Annotated in this window: 18 protein-coding genes; 10 read left to right on the top strand and 8 right to left on the bottom strand. The window is 74.0% G+C overall.

Going from position 1 to position 18,377, the window contains the following annotated elements; genetic code table 11:
* The coding region (locus M8C17_RS13450) for an IclR family transcriptional regulator (RefSeq protein WP_252416764.1) at positions 1 to 650 on the bottom strand (650 nt) is incomplete at its 3' end.
* A 49-nt stretch (positions 651 to 699) separates the two neighbouring features.
* On the opposite strand from M8C17_RS13450, the gene leuC reads away from it, so the two are divergent.
* The 4 genes from leuC to M8C17_RS13430 all read left to right on the top strand — a co-directional run bounded on the left by leuC (position 700) and on the right by M8C17_RS13430 (position 5,707).
* On the top strand, positions 700 to 2,145 hold the full coding sequence (leuC, locus tag M8C17_RS13445; RefSeq protein WP_252416763.1) for a 3-isopropylmalate dehydratase large subunit: 1,446 nt from the start codon (positions 700 to 702) through the stop codon (positions 2,143 to 2,145).
* Positions 2,146 to 2,160: 15 nt separating this feature from the next.
* Entirely contained in the window at positions 2,161 to 2,748 is a 588-nt protein-coding gene (gene leuD, locus M8C17_RS13440; RefSeq protein ID WP_252416762.1) for a 3-isopropylmalate dehydratase small subunit, read from the top strand.
* A 172-nt stretch (positions 2,749 to 2,920) separates the two neighbouring features.
* The gene (locus tag M8C17_RS13435) at positions 2,921 to 3,613 is read left to right on the top strand and encodes an HU family DNA-binding protein (RefSeq protein ID WP_252416761.1); all 693 of its coding nucleotides are present in this window, start codon (positions 2,921 to 2,923) and stop codon (positions 3,611 to 3,613) included.
* 138 nt (positions 3,614 to 3,751) lie between these two features.
* Entirely contained in the window at positions 3,752 to 5,707 is a 1,956-nt protein-coding gene (locus tag M8C17_RS13430; RefSeq protein WP_252416760.1) for an endonuclease/exonuclease/phosphatase family protein, read from the top strand.
* A 56-nt stretch (positions 5,708 to 5,763) separates the two neighbouring features.
* Here M8C17_RS13430 and M8C17_RS13425 read toward each other — a convergent pair whose 3' ends face one another.
* From M8C17_RS13425 to cofC, 5 genes are read right to left on the bottom strand one after another with little or no spacing between them, the layout of a single operon-like run.
* Positions 5,764 to 6,642 (bottom strand): NUDIX hydrolase, encoded by an 879-nt coding sequence (locus tag M8C17_RS13425; protein ID WP_252416759.1) that lies wholly within the window; start codon positions 6,640 to 6,642, stop codon positions 5,764 to 5,766.
* Positions 6,630 to 8,150: a CYTH and CHAD domain-containing protein gene (locus tag M8C17_RS13420; protein WP_252416758.1), complete on the bottom strand. Its 1,521-nt coding sequence runs from the start codon at positions 8,148 to 8,150 to the stop codon at positions 6,630 to 6,632. Before M8C17_RS13420 ends, M8C17_RS13425 begins: the two co-directional genes overlap by 13 nt.
* A 24-nt stretch (positions 8,151 to 8,174) precedes the next feature.
* A complete protein-coding gene (locus M8C17_RS13415; RefSeq protein ID WP_252416757.1) occupies positions 8,175 to 10,529 on the bottom strand; it encodes an RNA degradosome polyphosphate kinase in 2,355 nt (784 codons plus the stop codon).
* A 54-nt stretch (positions 10,530 to 10,583) separates the two neighbouring features.
* Entirely contained in the window at positions 10,584 to 10,781 is a 198-nt protein-coding gene (locus M8C17_RS13410; protein ID WP_252416756.1) for a cold-shock protein, read from the bottom strand.
* Positions 10,782 to 10,806: 25 nt separating this feature from the next.
* Complete coding sequence (gene cofC, locus M8C17_RS13405) at positions 10,807 to 11,454, bottom strand: 2-phospho-L-lactate guanylyltransferase (protein ID WP_252416755.1); 648 nt, start codon at positions 11,452 to 11,454, stop codon at positions 10,807 to 10,809.
* 126 nt (positions 11,455 to 11,580) lie between these two features.
* On the opposite strand from cofC, the gene M8C17_RS13400 reads away from it, so the two are divergent.
* The 5 genes from M8C17_RS13400 (at position 11,581) to M8C17_RS13380 (ending at position 16,644) form a co-directional block, all read left to right on the top strand.
* On the top strand, positions 11,581 to 12,318 hold the full coding sequence (locus M8C17_RS13400; protein WP_252416754.1) for a 1-acyl-sn-glycerol-3-phosphate acyltransferase: 738 nt from the start codon (positions 11,581 to 11,583) through the stop codon (positions 12,316 to 12,318).
* 49 nt (positions 12,319 to 12,367) lie between these two features.
* Positions 12,368 to 13,375 carry an NAD(P)H-dependent glycerol-3-phosphate dehydrogenase gene (locus M8C17_RS13395; RefSeq protein ID WP_252416753.1) on the top strand — a complete coding sequence of 336 codons (1,008 nt, stop codon included), beginning with the start codon at positions 12,368 to 12,370 and terminating at the stop codon, positions 13,373 to 13,375.
* 7 nt (positions 13,376 to 13,382) lie between these two features.
* Complete coding sequence (locus M8C17_RS13390) at positions 13,383 to 14,501, top strand: cystathionine gamma-lyase (RefSeq protein WP_252416752.1); 1,119 nt, start codon at positions 13,383 to 13,385, stop codon at positions 14,499 to 14,501.
* Between the two features lie 146 nt (positions 14,502 to 14,647).
* Positions 14,648 to 15,436, top strand: a complete 789-nt coding sequence (locus M8C17_RS13385) for a putative protein N(5)-glutamine methyltransferase (RefSeq protein WP_252416751.1) — start codon at positions 14,648 to 14,650, stop codon at positions 15,434 to 15,436.
* Positions 15,437 to 15,594: 158 nt separating this feature from the next.
* Positions 15,595 to 16,644, top strand: a complete 1,050-nt coding sequence (locus M8C17_RS13380; protein WP_252416750.1) for an ROK family protein — start codon at positions 15,595 to 15,597, stop codon at positions 16,642 to 16,644.
* Between the two features lie 24 nt (positions 16,645 to 16,668).
* Here the strand turns inward: M8C17_RS13380 and M8C17_RS13375 are convergent, their stop codons facing one another.
* Positions 16,669 to 16,869 (bottom strand): DUF397 domain-containing protein, encoded by a 201-nt coding sequence (locus M8C17_RS13375; protein ID WP_252416749.1) that lies wholly within the window; start codon positions 16,867 to 16,869, stop codon positions 16,669 to 16,671.
* A gap of 5 nt (positions 16,870 to 16,874) precedes the next feature.
* Positions 16,875 to 17,720 (bottom strand): helix-turn-helix transcriptional regulator, encoded by an 846-nt coding sequence (locus tag M8C17_RS13370; RefSeq protein WP_252416748.1) that lies wholly within the window; start codon positions 17,718 to 17,720, stop codon positions 16,875 to 16,877.
* Between the two features lie 276 nt (positions 17,721 to 17,996).
* Between M8C17_RS13370 and M8C17_RS13365 the strand changes: the two genes are divergently transcribed.
* Positions 17,997 to 18,215, top strand: a complete 219-nt coding sequence (locus M8C17_RS13365) for a hypothetical protein (protein WP_252416747.1) — start codon at positions 17,997 to 17,999, stop codon at positions 18,213 to 18,215.
* Positions 18,216 to 18,377 lie beyond the last annotated feature (162 nt).

Genomic DNA, 18,377 nt, shown 5'->3' with positions numbered 1-18,377 from the left:
GCCATGGCGTGGCGTTCGCCGGGGCGGCGGCCCAGGCGCTCGATCGGGCCGGAGATGCTGACCGAGGCGATCACCCGGCCGGTGCGGTCGCGGATCGGGGCGGAGACGCTCGCCACACCGGCCTCGCGCTCGGCGACGCTCTGCGCCCAGCCACGGCGACGGACCTCCGCCAGGGTGCGACCGGTGAACTTGCTGCGCGGCAGCAGCGGCATCACCGCCTCCGGCGGCTCCCACGCGAGCAGGATCTGGGCCGCCGAACCGGCGGTCATCGGCAGCACGGAGCCGACCGGCACGGTGTCCCGCAGACCGCTGGCGCGCTCCGCCGCCGCCACGCAGATCCGCTCGTCGGCGCGGCGCAGGTAGAGCTGCGCGCTCTCGCCGGTGGCGTCGCGCAGTGCGGACAGCAGCGGCTCGGCGGCGGTCAGCAGGACGTCGGGCGCGGCGTTGGCCAGCTCGCCCAGCCGGGGGCCCGGGCGCCATCGGCCCTGGGTGTCCCGGACCAGCATCCGGTGGATCTCCAGTGCCTGTGCCAGCCGGTGCGCGGTGGCCCGGGGCAGCTTCGTACGGTCAACGAGTTCGGCCAGGCTGGCGCCGTCCACGCAGGCGGCCAGGATGACCACCGCCTTGTCGAGAACGCCGACACCGCTCATACTGTGTCCCACAAGCCGAAACTTACCTCCCAGAATTTAGGATGTCCAGATGGTGGGAGTCACTCCTGAGCCGAGGACCCTGGCCGAGAAGGTCTGGGACGCGCACGTCGTACGGTCCGCCGCTGGTGAGCCGGACCTGCTCTTCATCGACCTGCACCTGCTGCACGAGGTGACCAGCCCGCAGGCGTTCGACGGGCTGCGGCTCGCCGGGCGCCGGGTGCGCCGTACCGACCTGACCCTCGCGACCGAGGACCACAACACACCGACCGGGTACGCCGATCCGGCGTTCCGGCTCCGCCGCGGTGACCTGCTCACCATCGCGGACCAGACGTCGCGGACCCAGATCGAGACGCTGCGCCGCAACTGCGCCCAGTTCGGGGTGCGGCTGCACCCGCTCGGCGACGACAACCAGGGCATCGTGCACGTGATCGGCCCGCAGCTCGGGCTCACCCAGCCGGGCATGACGATCGTCTGCGGCGACTCGCACACCGCCACGCACGGTGCGTTCGGCGCGCTCGCCTTCGGCATCGGCACCAGCGAGGTGGAGCACGTGCTGGCCACCCAGACGCTGCCACAGAGCCGCCCGAAGACCATGGCCGTGAACGTCACCGGCCAGCTCGCCCCCGGCGTCACCGCCAAGGACCTGGTGCTCGCGCTGATCGCCCAGGTCGGCACCGGCGGCGGTCGCGGGCACATCGTCGAGTACCGCGGCGAGGCCATCCGCTCCCTCTCCATGGAGGGGCGGATGACGATCGCCAACATGTCCATCGAGTGGGGTGCCAAGGCCGGCATGATCGCGCCGGACGAGACCACCTTCGCGTACCTCAAGGGTCGGCCGAACGCGCCGCGGGGCGCGGACTGGGACGCGGCGGTGGCGTGGTGGGGGACGCTGCCCACCGACGAGGGCGCGCGCTTCGACGCCGAGGTGACCCTGGACGCCAGCCGGATCACGCCGTTCGTCACCTGGGGCACCAACCCGGGGCAGGGTGCGCCGCTGAGCGCGCCGGTGCCGGACCCGGAGGAGTTCGCCACCGACTCGGAGCGCGCAGCGGCCCGCCGCGCGCTGGAGTACATGGACCTGCGCGCCGGCACCCCGTTGCGCGAGCTGCCCATCGACGTGGTCTTCGTGGGTTCCTGCACCAACGGCCGCCTGGAGGACCTCCGGGCCGCCGCCGACGTGCTGCGCGGCCACAAGGTCGCCGACGGCGTCCGGATGCTCGTGGTGCCCGGCTCCGCCGCCGTTCGGGAGGCCGCCGAGGCCGAAGGGCTGGACAAGGTCTTCGCCGACGCCGGTGCCGAGTGGCGGTTCGCCGGCTGCTCCATGTGCCTGGGGATGAACCCGGACACGCTGAAGCCGGGCGAGCGCTCCGCCTCCACGTCCAACCGCAACTTCGAGGGCCGTCAGGGCCGGGGTGGGCGTACCCACCTGGTTTCCCCGCCGGTCGCCGCCGCCACCGCCGTGGTCGGCCGGTTGGCCGCCCCCGCCGACCTGTAGAAGGGACCTGAGGAGATGGAGTCGTTCACCACCCACACCGGGACGGCCGTGCCGCTGCGCCGTTCCAATGTGGACACCGATCAGATCATTCCCGCCGTGTACCTCAAGCGGGTGACCCGGACCGGTTTCGCCGACGGGCTGTTCAGCGCCTGGCGCGAAGATCCGGCATTCGTGCTCAACGATCAATCGTATTCCGGGGCGTCGATCCTCATCGCCGGCCCGGAGTTCGGCACCGGCTCCTCCCGTGAGCACGCCGTCTGGGCCTTGCGGGACTGGGGCTTCCGGGTGGTCGTGGCCCCGCGCTTCGGCGACATCTTCCGCGGCAACGCACTCAAGGAGGGCCTGCTGCCGGTCGAGTTGGAATTGAAAGCCGTCGAGGAATTGTGGGACCAGGTCGAGGCCGATCCGCGCACCCCGATCACCGTCGACCTGACCGCCCGGCAGCTCCGGGCCGGGGACGCCACATGGTCGTTCCCCTTGGACGACTTCAGCAGGTGGCGGTTGCTGGAGGGCCTGGACGACATTGGACTCACCCTTCGGCACGCCGCCGACATCGACGCGTACGAGAAGAGCCGGCTGCCGTTCCTGCCGTCGGTGGCATAGCCGTACGACCGATCGCACACCGGATTCCACCCCCATCGGTCCAACCGGTGGGGGTGAATCCGTTACGACACAAGGGCTTTTTTCCACCGAATGTTTGTGTCCCGGCAGCACAGGGCATACCGTGCGCGCAGAATGGCTCGCGACGAGTCAGTTGCACAATCGGGAGGAAGTCGTGAACAAGGCCGAGCTCATCGAGGCGCTCGCCGTTCGCCTGGGGGACCGGAAGACGGCGACGAACGCCCTCGAGGCGGTCCTCACCGAGGTCCAGGCAGCGGTCACCAAGGGCGAGAAGGTGGCAATCACCGGATTCGGAGCATTCGAAAAGCGTGTGCGTGGTGCGCGAACAGCGCGCAACCCGCGTACCGGCGAGGCGGTGAAGGTCAAGAAGACGTCCGTGCCGACCTTCCGCGCTGGCGCCGGGTTCAAGGAGATGGTGGCCAGCGGCAAGGTGCCGAAGGCCGCGGCACCGACGAAGAAGACCGCCACCGCGGCGGCCAAGACCACCGGCGCCAAGGCGGCGGGCACCAAGGCGGCGGGCACCACGGCGGCGGGCGCCAAGGCGGCGGGCACCAAGGCCACCGCCACCAAGGCGGCCAGCAAGAAGACCGCCCCGGCCAAGGCGAGCAAGACCACCACGGCGGCCAAGACGGCCGCCAGCAAGAAGACCGCCCCGGCCAAGGCGAGCAAGACCACCACGGCGACCAAGACGGCCGCCAGCAAGAAGACCGCGCCGGCGAAGAAGACCGCCGCGGCGACCAGGTCGACCGCGGCGAAGAAGACCACCGCGACGGCGAGCAAGAGCGCGGCGGCCAAGAAGGCGCCGGCGAAGAAGGCACCGGCCAAGAAGGCGGCCAGCAAGCGCTGATAGACCCGCAGGAAAGGGCGTCCACCCGTAGGGTGGGCGCCCTTTCGGCGCTACCGCACCGTTGACCGGGCCGATGGGCACGCGCAGAATCGCCGTGCCGGCCCCCTCCGCCGGTCCGCCGACGGGAAGAGGGCGCCGGTGCGCTACCGCCACCTCACCACCGGATCGCTCGCGCTGGGCGTCATCCTGCTCATCGACGTGCTGCGGGTCTGGCTGCCCGGCATCATCACCATCTTCGGTCAGGCCGCGTCCACTCCGGCCGAGTTGATGGGCGCGTTCGCCCTCGGCTGGTTCCTGCTCGCGCTGGCCGCACCGGCGCTGGTCCGGCGGGTGGGCGCCCGCCCGGTCACCGTCGTCGCGGCCGTCGTGCTGGCTGCCGCCCGGCTCGCGCTCACCGCCACCCCCGGCGGACGTCCGCAGCTCTGGATGGCCACCGCCGGGCTGCTCGCCGGTCTGGTCTGGCTCGTCGGCGTCGCCGCCCGCACCGATGCGCCGGTGCCGGGGCTGGCGCTGGGGTTGGCGGCCAACGCGGGCGTACACGCGCTGCTGGACACCTACGACCTGGTCTGGCGGGGCGACTGGGTGGGCTGGCTGCTCAGCGCCGTCGCGGTGACCCTGTTCCTGCTCGGGACGGCGCTGCCCAGCGAGCCGGCCGGTTCCGGCGGTGCGAGGGCCTGGCTGCTGGCCGGGCCGGCGCTGCTGCTCGCCGGGATGGTGGCGCTCGCCCCGGCGCTGGCCCGGACCGGAACCTCGTACCTGGTCGCGGGCGACGGCGTGGCCCGCTCGCCGCTGTTCGGGCTGGCCCCGGTGCCGGTGGCGGTCGCCGGATTCCTGCTGGCCGCGCTGACCGGCCCGCGCCGGGGATGGGTCCGGCTGCTGGGGCCGGCGGCGTTGCTCGCCGGCGCACTGCTCTTCGCTCTCGACCGGGGCGACCTGCTCGTCCCGGCCATCCTGCTGGCCGCCGTGGGCCTGGGCGCCTGCCTGGCCCTCACCGACACGGCCACCAGCGCCGACACGGTCGCCACCAGCGCCGACACGGCCGCTGTCAGCGCCGACACCGCCGGCGGTGCCGGGCCGGCCGGCGGCGCGGCGGGGGACGTGCGGTGGGCCGGCCGTCGGGGGTACGCGGTGGCTTCCGGCATGGTCGTCTTCGCGCTGGGAGCCGTCGCGTACTACTCCGCCTACGATCTCGGCTACCCCAACGGCGCCGTGCCGGTGGCGGTCGCCGCGCTGGTCGCCGTCGTGGCCCTCGCCGCGCGTTCCGCCGCGCGCCCCACCCCGGCCCCGTTGCCGCCACTGCGGACCACGGCCGCGGTCACCGTGCTGGCCCTGCTGGCGCCGCTGCTCGCCGACGACGTGCCCGTTGCCGGCAACCGGGACGGTCCGCCGGACCGGCTGACCGTGGTGGCGTACAACATCCGGATGGGCTTCGGGCTGGACGGCCGTCTCGACCTGGACGGACTGGCCGACGTCGTCGAGCGGCAGCGGCCGGACGTGGTGCTGCTCAGCGAGGTCGACCGGGGTTGGCTGCTCAACGGCGGCCACGACACCCTGGACCTGCTGGCCGACCGGCTCGACATGCCGTACGTCTTCGCGCCGGCCGCCGATCCCGTCTGGGGTGACGCGGTGCTCAGCCGCTGGCCGGTGACCGATCCACGGACCCTGCCGCTGCCCGCCGTCGGGGCGCCCACCGGCGCGCAGGCCCTCGCCGTCACCCTGGACCTCGGCGACGGTGTCCGAACCGCCGTGGTCAGCACCCACCTGCAACCACCGCCCGACCGGGGACCGGTGGTCCAGGCCCGCGCCGTCGCCGACTTCGCCACGGGGTACGCGGCGGGCCGGCCGCTGGTGGTGGCCGGTGACCTGAACACGGAGCCGGGCGACGAGGCGTTCGGACAGTTCACCGACGCCGGTCTCGTCGACGCGTTGGCGGCCGCGCGACCGCTGGCGACCAGCCCCGCCGACGACCCGCGCCAGCAGATCGACCACGTCTTCGTCTCGCCCGGCCTGACTGCCACCGGCCCGGTCGCGCCGCGCGGCACGGCCAGCGACCACCTGCCGGTGGCGGTCACCCTCGCGCTCCCGTCCCGCTGAGCCCTGTGGCGATCTCGACTGGATCACGAGGGGCGGCGGCCGCACGGAGGCGGTCGCTACAGGCGGTCGGCGGCGAGCAGCCGGTCGGCGGTGAAGGCGAGCAGCCAGCCGCCGCCCTTCGGCGTGGTGAAGTCCTCGTCGTCGCGGCCGGTCAGCCGCTCCAACGCGCCCGGCAGCACCTTGCCCTGGCTGCACACCGCCGCCCGCCCGCCGGTGGCGGCCAGTTCCATCAGCCGGGCGGCGGTGGCGAGGACCTGCTCGTCGTGCTGCTGGCCCGGCTGCGGCTCGTCCAGGTCGCCGCAGATCTCGATGGGCAGGTCGAGCAGCGCGGCGGCCGGGTCCAGGGTCTGCACGCAGCGGCGCGGCGATGCCGAGACCAGCCGGGCCGGTCGGACCAGGGCCACCAGCCCGGCCAGCGCGTACGCCTGGGCCCACCCCTCGGCGTCCAGCGGCCGGCCGGTGTCCGGGCCGGACCAGGTGGCCCGCTTGCCGGCGTGCCCGTGCCGGACCAACGCGATCGTCGACGTCACCGGCGGAAGCGCGGCGAACGCGGCCAGCACCTCGGCGTCGTGCGGGTAGCTGACCAACCGGATCGCGTCGTCCACGGCGAGCCAGCGGGTGTCGTCCACCTCGGTGCCGGGCTGGAAACCGCCGGTGGCCACCGCGAGCATCGACCAGTAGTCGACGAGTTTCGGCTGACCCTCGCTGCGGTAGCGCACCGACGGCAGCCGCACCTGCGGCACACCCTGGACGTCGGACTCCTCGGCCACCTCGCGGACCGCCGCGGCCAGCGGATGCTCGCCCGGCTCCAGCTTGCCCTTCGGCAGCGTCCAGTCCCCGTAGCGTGGGCGGTGCACCACGCAGACCTGCACGCCGTCGGCGGACGGCCGCCAGGCCACCCCGCCGGCCGCCCGGATGCCGGTCACGGCAGCCAACGGGTTCGCCGTCGCCGCGTGGCCCGGTGCCAGGCGGCCGGGAAACGGCCCCGCATCCGGCGTACGGTGTCGCGTTCCCGTTCGGCCAGCCGACCGGCGGTGACGGCCAGGTCGTGGTCGTCCGGTCGCTCGGCGGCCACGGCCAGCCAGGTGTCCGCGGCGACGGCGGCGTCCTGGTGCTCGCCGAGGACGTCCTGCACCCCGGCGAGCGCGCGGGACAGTCGGCGCGCCGCCTTGCTGAGCGCCGGGGCCACGGCGTTGACCGCGTACCGGGCCTGCTTGCCCTCCTTGCGTACGGAGTGCCAGCGTTCGTCGGGTGCCAGCGGGTCGAGCGCGTCGACGCCGTCCGGCCCGGTCAACCGGCGCCAGGGGCGGGCCACCAGCCCGGGCAGGGCCTGCCGTGCGGGGGTGGCGGCCCGGCGGGTGAGCCGGGGGGCGCTGGCGGCCAGCACCAGGGTGTCCACCAGGGCCAGGTAGCGAGCGGAGCGGAGCGCCTCGTCGACGGCGGTGAGCGCCTGCCGTTGCCGCTCGGCGAGTGCCCCGTCCAGCCGGTCCACCGCCGCCGGGTCGAGTGGGCTGAGTGGATCGGCGGTCGCCGTGCGCCGGAGGCGGTCGCGCAGGACCTCGACGTCGCGGGCCGCGCCGAGCACCCCGGCCAGCCAGCGCAGTTCGGCGCGCAGCGGGCGGGCCCAGGTCTTACGGACCAGTGGCGCGAACGTGCGCAGGTCGCTGCGGAGCCGCCGGGAGGCCACCCGCATCTGGTGGACGGCGCTCTTGCCGCTGCCACTGGGGGCACGCAGCCGGACCAGCGGGTCGTGTGCCAGCAGCCGGCGTACCTCCTTGCGGACCGCCTCGGTCACCACGTCGCCGGCGCTCGGGTCGGTCGTCAGCCCGGCCGGTGCGACCAGGTCCGGCTCTGCCTGCGCCGCCGGGCCCAACGCCCGTACGTGCTTGGGGGTGAACGATCCGCCGCGAGCGCCGGCCTCCCGCAGCACCGCGCCGACGTGGTCCAGCAGCTTCGCCTCGCCGGCCTTCAGCTCCACCTCCACCTCCCGAAAGGCCCCGGTGGTGGCGCCGGAGTCGTCGAGCACCGTCACGTGGTCGTCCACCACCTCGGCGAGCACCATGCCGCCCCTGTCGCACACCTCCCAGGCGTGCCGGACGGTCCGCACCACCGTCACCGGCACCAGCGGTGCGCCCCGGTGCAGCACGGTGACCAGCTCCACCAGCTCCGGCGGCGGCTGCCCGACCGGCCCCGGCCGGGAGATCTCGTGCCGGACGCCGGGCGTCGACGTGGGCAGCTTCACCGTCCAGGGCAGCTCGTCGCCCCGGCGGTGCCGCAGCGAGGCGCCGGCCCGGGCCAGCCGCAGGTCGACCGTGTCGAGGTAACGGGCGACCAGCGTCACCGGCGGCAGGGCACGGACCTGGCCGCCGGCAGGAGCTGTGGCGGACAGGTCCGGCAGCACGTAGGCGTCGTCCACCTCGTACTTCTGCTCCTGCTCCACCATCAGCTCAGCCTATGCCGCGACCGGTCAGCCGGCGGTGCCACCGACGCGGCGCAGCAGCAGTTCCTGGAGATGGAGGTGGGCGGCCTCGTCGCCGCCGGTACGCCGGGTCCAGGTGCCGTCGCCGGCCAGCTCGAACGCGTCCACGTCGGGGCTCATCGCCAGGGTCAGCACGTGGTCCAGCTCGGCGCGGGCGACCGGGTCGCTCACCTGCACCAGCGCCTCCACCCGCCGGTCCAGGTTGCGGTGCATCAGGTCCGCCGAGCCCATCCAGAACTCGGCCTCGCCGTTGTTGCCGAACCGGAAGACCCGGGAGTGCTCCAGGAACCGGCCGAGGATCGAACGGACCCGGATGTTCTCCGACAGGCCCGGCACCCCCGGCCGCAGCGTGCACATGCCCCGGATGAGCAGGTCGACGTGCACGCCGGCCTGGGAGGCGCGGTACAGCGCGTCGGTCACTCCCTCGTCGACCAGCGAGTTGACCTTGAACTGGACCAGGCCGGGCATGCCCAGCCGGACGTGCGAGATCTCCCGCTCGATCCGCTCGATCAGGCCGCTGCGGATGCCCTGCGGTGCGACCAGCAGCCTCCGGTACCCGGTCTGCCGGCTGTAGCCGGTGAGCACGTTGAACAGGTCGGTGAGGTCGGCGCCGATCTCCGGGTCGGCGGTGAGCATGCCGAAGTCCTCGTACAGCCGGGCGGTCTTGGGGTGGTAGTTGCCGGTGCCGATGTGGCAGTACCGGCGGATCTGGTTGCCCTCCTGCCGGACCACCAGCGCGGTCTTGCAGTGCGTCTTCAGGCCGACCAGCCCGTACACCACGTGGCATCCGGCGCGTTCCAGCGTGCGGGCCCAGCCGATGTTGGCGACCTCGTCGAAGCGGGCCTTCACCTCCACCAGCACCACCACCTGCTTGCCGGCGGCGGCCGCGTCGACCAGCGCGTCGACGATGGGGGAGTCGCCGCTGGTCCGGTAGAGGGTCTGCTTGATGGCCAGCACGTTCGGATCGGCGGCGGCCTGCTCGATGAAGCGCTGCACGCTCGTGGCGAACGAGTGGTACGGGTGGTGCACCAGGATGTCCCCGTCGCGCAGGGTGGAGAAGACGCTGCGCGGCACCTCGCCCTCGGTGAGCCGGGGATGGGTGGCCGGCACGAACGGCTTGTCCTTGAGATCCGGCCGGTCGGCCTCGCCGTAGACCTGCCACAGCGCCGAGAGGTCGAGCAGCCCGGGCACCCGCAGCACGTCCTGGTCGTCCATGTCCAACTCCCGGACGAGCAGCTCCAGCATGTGGTCGGAGATCGACGCGGCCGCCTCCAGCCGGACCGGCGGGCCGAACCGGCGGCGGGCCAGCTCCCGTTCCAGGGCCTGCAGCAGGTCCTCGTCGCGGTCCTCGTCGACCTCCACCTCGGCGTTGCGGGTCACCCGGAACAGGTGGCACTCGACGACCTGCATGCCGCTGAACAACTGGCCCAGGTGTACCGAGATCAGGTCCTCCACCGGCAGCATCCGCACGCCGGGCTGCTCCCGGTCCACGCGTACGAAGCGGGGAACGTTGTTGGGCACCTTCACCCGGGCGAACAGCTCCGAACCGCCGTCCGGGTCGCGGACGGCCACCGCGAGGTTCAGCGACCGCCCGGAGATGTACGGGAACGGGTGCGCCGGGTCCACGGCCAGCGGTGTCAGCACCGGGAAGATGTGCTCGCGGAAGTAGGTGCGCAGCCGCTCCCGCTCGGCGTCGCCCAGCTCGCTCCAGCGCAGGATGCGGATGCCCTCGTCGGCCAGCTTGGGCAGCACGTCGTCGACGAAGCAGGCGGCGTGCCGGGCGACCAGCTCGGCGGTCCGCTCCGCGATCATTTCCAGCTGGGTCCGCAGGGGCAGGCGGTCCCCGCCGCGTACCGGCAGGCCGGCGGAGAGCCGCCGTTTCAGGCCGGCGATCCGCACCATGTAGAACTCGTCCAGGTTGCTGGCGAAGATGGCCAGGAACTTGGCCCGCTCCAGCAGCGGCGTGCGCTGGTCCTCGGCCAGCGCGAGCACGCGGGCGTTGAAGTCGAGCCAGGACAGCTCCCGGTTGAGGAACCGGTCCTCCGGCAGTGGCGTGGGTGTCGGGGGCTCGTCGTCCGGATCGGTGCCGCCGGCCTGCGGTGCGGCCGTCCGCACCCCGCCGGCAGCCGGGCCGTCCGATTCGGTGGTCGGGACGGCGGGGTCGAGGACCTCGTCCAGGCCCGAGGACGACACGGCCGGGTCGGTGTCGAGCGCGTCGGCGCGGGCGGCGCCGGCGCCCTCGGCCCGGGTCGGGCGGAAACGGCCGTCGGCACCGCGCGTGCGGGTGCCGTTGAGGGGGTCGGTGGCGGGCGGGCTGGCCGGGTGCTCGCGAGGGGTGCTCACCCGCTCATAATCACCCGATTCCGGTTAACGCAAAATGAACTTGGCCTCGCCGGCTCAGTTCATCGTCGGCAATGTCACCCGCACGACCTCGCCGTCGGGATCGGTATCGATGCTGACCCGCTGGCCGAGCCGGAGCAGCCGCAGCCCGGAGGCGTCGAAGGCCCGGGCGGGGAAGCGCATCTCGGTGCCGTCGTCGAGCAGCAGGACACCGCTGCGCGTCGCCGCGTCGTAGCTGGCCACCGTGCCTTGCATGCTGGCACCGTACACCGGGGGCGGTTCAGCCCGCGGAGCGCGCCGGGGAGCCCACGCCCGCCAGCGCGGCGGTGCGCGGCCCCAGCCCGAGGAGCGCGGCGGCGGCCAGGTCCGCGGCGGTGTCGACGTCCCGGCGCAGGCTCGGCCAGTCGCCGGTCAGCGGGAGCGCTCCGCTCGCCGCGTGCGCCGCCGCCGAGCCCACCCCGAACCGAGGTTCCAGGGGGACGCCCGGCGGCGCGGCCAGCAGCACCGTGCCGGTGCCCGGGGCGTCGGGCACGAACCGGCGTACCCCGGACCGGCCGGACCGGGCCGCGAGCAGCGCGCCGGTCAGCTCGGCCGGCCGCAGCGCCGGCAGGTCGGCGGTGAGCCCCGCCACCCATCCGGCGGTCGCGCCCGCCGCGCCGTGCCGGAACGCCGCGTTCAGGCCGGCGTCGGGCTCGTCGGCCAGGACGCGCGCGCCGGCGGCCCGTGCCACCGCCGCCACCCGGGCGTCGTCGGTCACGACGAGGGCCTCGGCGACCGCCGGGCAGGCCAGCACCGCGCGGACCGTGTCGGCCGCCAGCGCCAGCGCCAGCTCCTCGTGCGGTACGCCGGGCAGCGCGCCCCGCAGCCGGCTCTTGGCCGCGGCCAGACGCTTCACCGGCACCACCACGGCCCACCTCGGCTGACTCACACCCGCAATCCTGCCAGCCGGACGCTGGGACCCTCGCTGGCCGTACCGGGGGCGAGCAGGCATGATTTCCGCTGCGGGTCTCGGGGACGGGGTCGGCGGTGGGTCGGGGCGCGACGAGGAGGCACAGTGGCACGGCGGAGGCTGGGGTTCTGGCAACGGTTCGCCGTGGGGCTGGTGAAGCCGGTGATGACCGTCTGGACCCGGCGTACCTGGCGCGGCCAGGAGCACCTCGGCCGCGACGGTGGCGTGATCATCGTGGCAAACCACATCTCGCACGCCGACCCGCTGGTCTCCGCGCACTTCATCTACGACTCCGGACGGTGGCCGCAGTACCTGGGCAAGGCCAGCGTGTTCCGGGTGCCGGTGATCGGATGGATCCTGCACCGGTGCCGGCAGATCCCGGTCGAGCGGGGCAGCGTGGACGCGGTCCGCTCGCTGGACGCCTCGATCGCCGCACTCGACGAGGGCGGCGCGGTGGTGATCTACCCGGAGGGCACCACCACCCGGCAGCCGGAGCTGTGGCCGATGAAGGCCAAGACCGGCGCCGCCCGGCTGGCGCTGGCCACGGGCGCGCCGGTGGTGCCGCTGGTGATGTGGGGGCCGGAGCGGATCTTCGACCCAAGGACCACCAGGCTCAACCCGCGCCCGCGGATACCGGTGACGGTGGTCGCCGGCGAACCGATCGACCTGAGCCGCTGGGCGGGCGCTCCGCCGACGCGGGCCATCCTCGAGGAGATGACGGACGCCATCATGGTGCGGCTGCGGGACATGCTTGCCGAGATCCGCGGCGGTACCCCGCCGCCGCTGTGGGAACGACCGGCCCGGCCCTCCGCCGAGCATCAGCAGCAGGGTGGTGCCGCGTGAACGAGCGAACCGTCGGGCAGGCCGCGGCGCGGCGAAGCGGAGCGGTGGCGTGAACGGCCACGTCGCGGTGCTCGGCGCCGGCTCCTGGGGCACCGCGTTCGCCAAGATCCTCGGTGATGCGGGACGCGACGTGACGGTGTGGGCCCGCCGCGCGCCGGTGGCCGACAGCATCCGTGGCGAGCGCCGCAACCCCGAGTACCTGCCGGACCTGCTGCTCCCGGCCCGGGTCACCGCCACCGCCGACGCCGCCGAGGCGATCACCGGCGCCGAGGTGGTGGTGCTGGCCGTGCCGTCGCAGACCCTGCGCGGCAACCTCGCCGAGTGGACCCGCTACCTGCACCCCGACGCCACGCTGGTGTCGCTGATGAAGGGCATCGAGCTGGGCACCACCAAGCGGATGAGCGAGGTCATCGTGGAGACCGCCGGGGTGGCCGCCGACCGCGTGGTGGTGGTCTCCGGCCCGAACCTCGCTCCGGAGATCGCCGCCGAGCAACCGGCCGCCACCGTGGTCGCCGGCACGAACAGCCACCGCACCGCGCTCGTGCAGGCCTCGATACGGACGCCGTACCTGCGCCCGTACACCAACGACGACGTGATCGGCTGCGAGCTGGGCGGCGCGGTCAAGAACGTGATCGCCCTGTCGTACGGCATCGCCACCGCGATGGGTTTCGGCGACAACACCCGAGCCATGCTGATGACGCGCGGGCTGGCCGAGACCGCCCGCCTGGGCGTGGCGCTCGGTGCCGACCCGATCACCTTCGCCGGCCTGGCCGGCATGGGCGACCTGGTGGCGTCCTGCTCGTCGCCGCTGGCCCGGAACCGCACCTTCGGGGAGCACCTGGGCCGGGGCGAGACGTTGGAGCAGGCCCAGACCGCCACCCGGCAGACCGCCGAGGGCGTGAAGAGCTGCCTGGCGATCCGCGACCTGGCCCGGGCACACGGGGTGGAGATGCCCATCACCGAGCAGGTCGAGCGGATCTGCCACGAGGGGATGGACCCCCGGCTCGCCGTGGAGACCCTGATGAGCCGCACCGCCAAACCCGAGTCGTACGAGTGAGGATCCGATGACCGATCTGGGGGACGGCACCCGCTGCGTACGCGCCGGGCTGCCCGAGCCGGCACCGGGGGACCCGTTCCTGCCCGGGCCGGTCTTCGCCGCGCCGTACCACCTCGACCCGTGGGAGGGTCCGGCCGGCTCGCCGAACGGTTACGGCCGGCCCGACAACCCGACGCGGCGGCTGCTGGAGGCGGCCGTGGGTGAGCTGGAGGGCGGTGACTGCCGGGTCTTCGCCACCGGCCAGGCCGCCATCACGGGGATGCTGCTCGCCCTGCTGCGCCCGGGCGACACCGTGGTGCTGCCCACCGACGGATACTTCCCGGTCCGGGCGTTCGCCACCGGCGTGCTGGAGACGATCGGTGTGCGGGTGGTCTTCGTCCCGACCGTCGGGCCGTACCCGTCGCTGGAGGGCGTCCGGCTGGTGCTGGTGGAGACCCCGGCCAACCCGGGCCTGGACGTGGTCGACGTGGCCGCCCTGGCCGAGCGGGCGCACGCCGCCGGCGCGCTGCTCGCGGTGGACAACACCACGGCCACGCCGCTCGGCCAGCGCCCGCTGGACCTCGGCGCCGACCTGGTGGTCGCCTCCGGCACCAAGGCGCTCACCGGCCACTCCGATCTGCTGCTGGGTTACCTGGCCAGCCGGTCCACCGAGCTGATCGAGGCGGTGACGGTCTGGCGCACCACCACCGGCGCGGTGCCCGGCGCCTTCGACGCCTGGTTGGCCCACCGGTCGCTGGCCACCCTCGACCTGCGGCTGGCCCGCCAGAGCGCCAACGCGGCCGCGGTCGCCGACCTGCTCGCCAGCCGGTCGGACGTGACCGGCCTGCGTTGGCCGGGGCGGCCGGAGGACCCGGCGTACCCGGTGGCCTCGGCGCAGATGCGCCGGATGCCCGGGGTGCTCTCGTTCGACCTCGGTGACGCGGACCGGGTGAGTCGCTTCATCGACGCCGCCCGGCTGGTGGCGGCGGCCACCTCCTTCGGTGGCCTGCACACCACGGCGGACCGGCGGGCGCAGTGGGGTGACGACACCGCCCCCGGCTTCGTCCGGCTCTCCTGCGGCGCTGAGGACACGGCCGACCTGGTGGCCGACATCGCCAAGGCCCTGGACGCCGCGGGGACGGTCTGAGCTATCGTGTCGGCGGCCCGCACCGGTGGGCCCCGACCGGAGGAGGTGAGTCCGATCCGTCAGCCGACAGGACCGGCACGTCCTCCCGTGTCCTCGCCGCGATAGCGGCCACGGGAGCGCCGGTGAGCGCTTCCCGGAGGTTTCCCATGGCACCATCGTTCTCCACCGACCGACCCGCCCTCGTGCTCCGGCTGCGCGCCGCCGGCTGCGTCTACGCCGAGGACGAGGCCGACCTGCTGCTGGCCGCCGCCGACACCCCGGCGGCGCTGGCCGAGCTGACCGACCGCAGGGTGGCCGGCGAACCGCTGGAGCACCTGCTCGGTTGGGCGGCGTTCTGCGGCCTGCGGATCGCCGTCGCCGCCGGTGTCTTCGTGCCGCGCGGCCGCACCGCCCTGCTGGTCGAGGCGGCCGCCGCCGTGACCGGCCCGGCACCGGCCGTGGTCGACCTCTGCTGCGGCTCCGGGGCCACCACCGTCGCCCTGGCGCGCCGGCTCACGCCCCGCTGGCTGGCCGCCGCCGACATCGACCCGGCGGCCGTGGCCTGCGCCCGCCGCAACCTCGCCGGGCTGCCCGCCGAGGTGTACGAGGGCGACCTGTTCGCGCCGTTGCCAGCGCACTGGCAGGGCCGGTTGGACCTGGTGGTCGCCAACGCCCCGTACGTGCCCACGGCCGAGGTGGAGCTGATGCCGGCCGAGGCGCGGCTGCACGAGGCTCCAGTGGCGCTCGACGGCGGCCCGGACGGGCTGACCGTGCTCCGTCGCGTGGCAGACGGCGCGACCCGGTGGCTGGCGCCCGGTGGACACCTCGCCGTGGAGGTCAGCGCCGGGCAGGCCGACGCGCTGTGCGCGGCGCTCGAGGCCCTCGGGCTGATGCCGGCCGTGCGGCAGGACGAGAACCTGGACGCCACCGCGGTGATCGCCCGCCGGCCCGGCTGAGCCGCGACCGGCGGCGATGGGCTGGCCGCACCAATTGGTCGTCGCCGGGACAGCACAGGGGCAGGCCCTCCCCGCCCGGGCGGGGAGGGTGGACGTGGCGGGGCAGAGGCGTACGCACTAGCCTCGGCTCACACTCACGACGGCGGGAGGCGGTTTCGGTGGGCAGCGCAGGGGTGCCGGTGGTCGTCGGGTTGGACAACGGCGGCACCAGCAACAACGCCACCGTGCTGACGGTGGACGGCCGGTTCCTGGTGGACGGGCTGTTGGAGATCCCCAGCGAGGTCCGGGCCGGGCCGGACGCGGCGATCGAGGCGTTGGCCCGGGCGCTGGACGGCGCCCTGGCGCACACCGGCGTACCGCGCGAGCTGGTCCGGGCGGTGGGGCTCGACACTCCCGGCCCGGCCAGTGCTGCCGGTGTCATCTCGTCGCGGGGCTCCACCAACTTCTCGCAGCCGGCCTGGCGCGGCTTCGACGTGCGGGGCGCGCTGGAGCGGCGGCTCGGCCTGCCGGTGGTCTACCACAACGACGGCAACGCGGCGGCGCTCTACGCCCACCACGTGTACTTCGGCGCCGAGGCGATGAACCGGTCGTCGGTCTCCGCGATCGTCGGCACCGGCCTCGGCGGCGGGGTGGTCGAGGGTGGCCGGGTGATCGCCGGCGCGGCCGGGATGGCCGGCGAGCTCGGTCACGTGCACATCCCGCTGAACGGGCTGCTCGGCCCGGGGCAGCCGGAGCCGACCTGCGCCTGCGGCTTCACGGGGGACGTCGAGAGCGTCGCCTCGCTGACCGGCATCGAGCGCAACCTGCTGCCGTACTGGCTGACCCGCCACCCCGACCACCCGCTCGCCGCGGAGCCGGTCGCGCGGGCGGCGAAGCTGGTCCGGGGCTACGGCGAGCGGGGGGACGCGCTGGCCCGGGACCTCTTCACCCAGCAGGCGATGGCGCTGGGCCGGCTGTTCACCGTGGCGGCCAACTTCACCGACCCGCACGCGTACTTCGTCGGCGGCGGGGTGGTGGAGGCGGCGCCGGAGTTCCGTGACTGGTTCCTGGCGACGGTGCGCGAGCACACCGTCCTCCGGGAGGAGCAGGCGGCGGTGGCCACCTTCGCCCTGGTGCCGGAGCGGGACATGGCCGGTGCCCGCGGGGTGGCGATCGCCGCGCTGGAGGCGCTGCGCGCCGTACCGGAGGCCAGCCCGCTGGTGGCCTGAGCACGCCCCGGCCGCCCCGCCCGGTCAGTGGCGGGGCGGGGCCTGGGCGAAGGCGGCCCAGGCGGCCGGCGGGAACAGCAGGGCCGGGCCGGCCGGATCCTTGGAGTCGCGGACGGCCACCAGCCGCGGGATCGCGGCCACCTCCACGCAGGCGCCCTGGTCGCCGCTGCGGCTGCTCTTGCGCCACGCCGCCGTGGCCAGTGCCGCTGTGATCGTCGGGGTCATCGGATCTACCGTCCCTTCAGGAGTGACAGGAGCTGGTCGCGGCTGTCCGCCGGGCTGAGCGCCACGCTCCGCAGATGCTCCATGATCTTGGTGCAGGTACGCGTCTCGCCGGCGCGGTCGAGGATCATCTGGCCGGCGACGGTCTCCACCGAGGCGATGATCGGGTCCTCCGGGTCGGCGAACTCCAGGATGTGCAGCGAGCCCCGGGTGCCCCGGTGGTAGCCGGCGGAGAGTGGGATCACCTGGACGGTGATGTTCGGTAGTTCGGCCATCTTGACCAGGTGGCGCAGCTGCCCGTCCATCACCGACCGGTCGCCGACCGGGCGCAGCAACGCGCCCTCGTCGATGATCGCGTCGAGGATGGGCGGGTCGTCGCCGCTGAGCCGCTGCTGCCGGTCGAGGCGGATCCTGACCCGCTGCTCCACCAGCTCGTCGCCGAGGGTGTGCGGCCCGCCGCGCATCACGCCCCGGATGTAGTCCGCGGTCTGCAGCAGGCCGGGCACCACCGAGGGCTCGAAGTTGGCGATGGCGGTGGCCTCGGCCTCCAGGGCGATGAAGTCGATGGTGCGGGGATCGAGCAGGTAGGAGTACGACACCCACCAGCCCGGCTTGCGGGCGTCCTTGGCGAGCTGCACCGCCGCGGCCACCTCGTCGGCGCCCACCCCGTACGAGGTGAGCAGGGCGCGCACGGTGGCGGGGCTGATCAGCGTCTGGGCGTTCTCGTAGCGGGAGAGGGTGCTGCGGGTGCTGTTGATTTCATCCGCGGCGGTCTCCAGCGTCAGCCCGGCGGCTTCCCGGTGGTGGCGGAGGGCGATGCCGAGCCGGCGGGCGCGGGCGGTCTTCGGGGCCATGCATCGATGGTCGCATACTTCTGTGGGAACGTCTGCATGAGAGAACGTCGATGAGAGTTGCATTCATTGCTGTACACGTGTCAATCTGTCATCGCGTCCTCACCGCCGGTTGTCGTGGCGACGGTGGTGGTGAGCGACCGGAGGGGATGGGGCACGCGGCGATCGGGTTTCTCCCCCGTACCCGATCGCCGCGTGCCGCAGCCATCCCGGCCTGCCGGAAGGAGACGACGTGCGTACCGGTCCGGAGCCACTCGCCGTTGATGCGGACAGCCGGCGATGACCCGCTTCCTGGTGGTGCTCACCGACGTGCGTCCCGTCGAGGGCATCGACCGCAACGAGCGGACCGCCCCCGAGCGACGCCGGCAGGTCGTCGGTGCCAGCAGCCGGGAGGCCGCCGACCGGATCGCCGGCGCGTTCATGGCGCTGGGCATGGTGCGGGCCGGCCGGCAGCGGGTCAAGGTGATCGCGGTCGGCCGCCGGCACTCCCGCGACTGACCCACCCCCGGCCAGCGCCGCCGCGCGCCACCGGACATCCCGTCACGCACCGTATATCCTCTGTTGACCGAATGCCGTGTCGTGCCGTGGCTCACCGGGTATCGCCTCGCCCCATCGCCACGCACAGTAAGGTCAACCGGGTGAGCGCCACCGGCGAGCACG

Source organism: Micromonospora sp. RHAY321, from assembly GCF_023896955.1.
GTDB lineage: Bacteria > Actinomycetota > Actinomycetes > Mycobacteriales > Micromonosporaceae > Micromonospora.
Note: the sequence above shows the minus strand (reverse complement) of the source record. Positions and strands in the feature narration are given on the sequence as shown.

Bases quoted from the DNA above. Each gene is read 5' to 3' on its own strand.
- leuC (WP_252416763.1), top strand. From the start codon at position 700: ATGGTGGGAGTCACTCCTGAGCCGAGGACCCTGGCCGAGAAGGTCTGG.
- leuD (WP_252416762.1), top strand. From the start codon at position 2,161: ATGGAGTCGTTCACCACCCACACCGGGACGGCCGTGCCGCTGCGCCGT.
- M8C17_RS13420 (WP_252416758.1), bottom strand. From the start codon at position 8,150: ATGGTGGAGCAGGAGCAGAAGTACGAGGTGGACGACGCCTACGTGCTG.
- M8C17_RS13410 (WP_252416756.1), bottom strand. From the start codon at position 10,781: ATGCAAGGCACGGTGGCCAGCTACGACGCGGCGACGCGCAGCGGTGTC.
- M8C17_RS13390 (WP_252416752.1), top strand. From the start codon at position 13,383: ATGACCGATCTGGGGGACGGCACCCGCTGCGTACGCGCCGGGCTGCCC.
- M8C17_RS13385 (WP_252416751.1), top strand. From the start codon at position 14,648: ATGGCACCATCGTTCTCCACCGACCGACCCGCCCTCGTGCTCCGGCTG.
- M8C17_RS13375 (WP_252416749.1), bottom strand. From the start codon at position 16,869: ATGACCCCGACGATCACAGCGGCACTGGCCACGGCGGCGTGGCGCAAG.
- M8C17_RS13370 (WP_252416748.1), bottom strand. From the start codon at position 17,720: ATGGCCCCGAAGACCGCCCGCGCCCGCCGGCTCGGCATCGCCCTCCGC.
- M8C17_RS13365 (WP_252416747.1), top strand. From the start codon at position 17,997: ATGACCCGCTTCCTGGTGGTGCTCACCGACGTGCGTCCCGTCGAGGGC.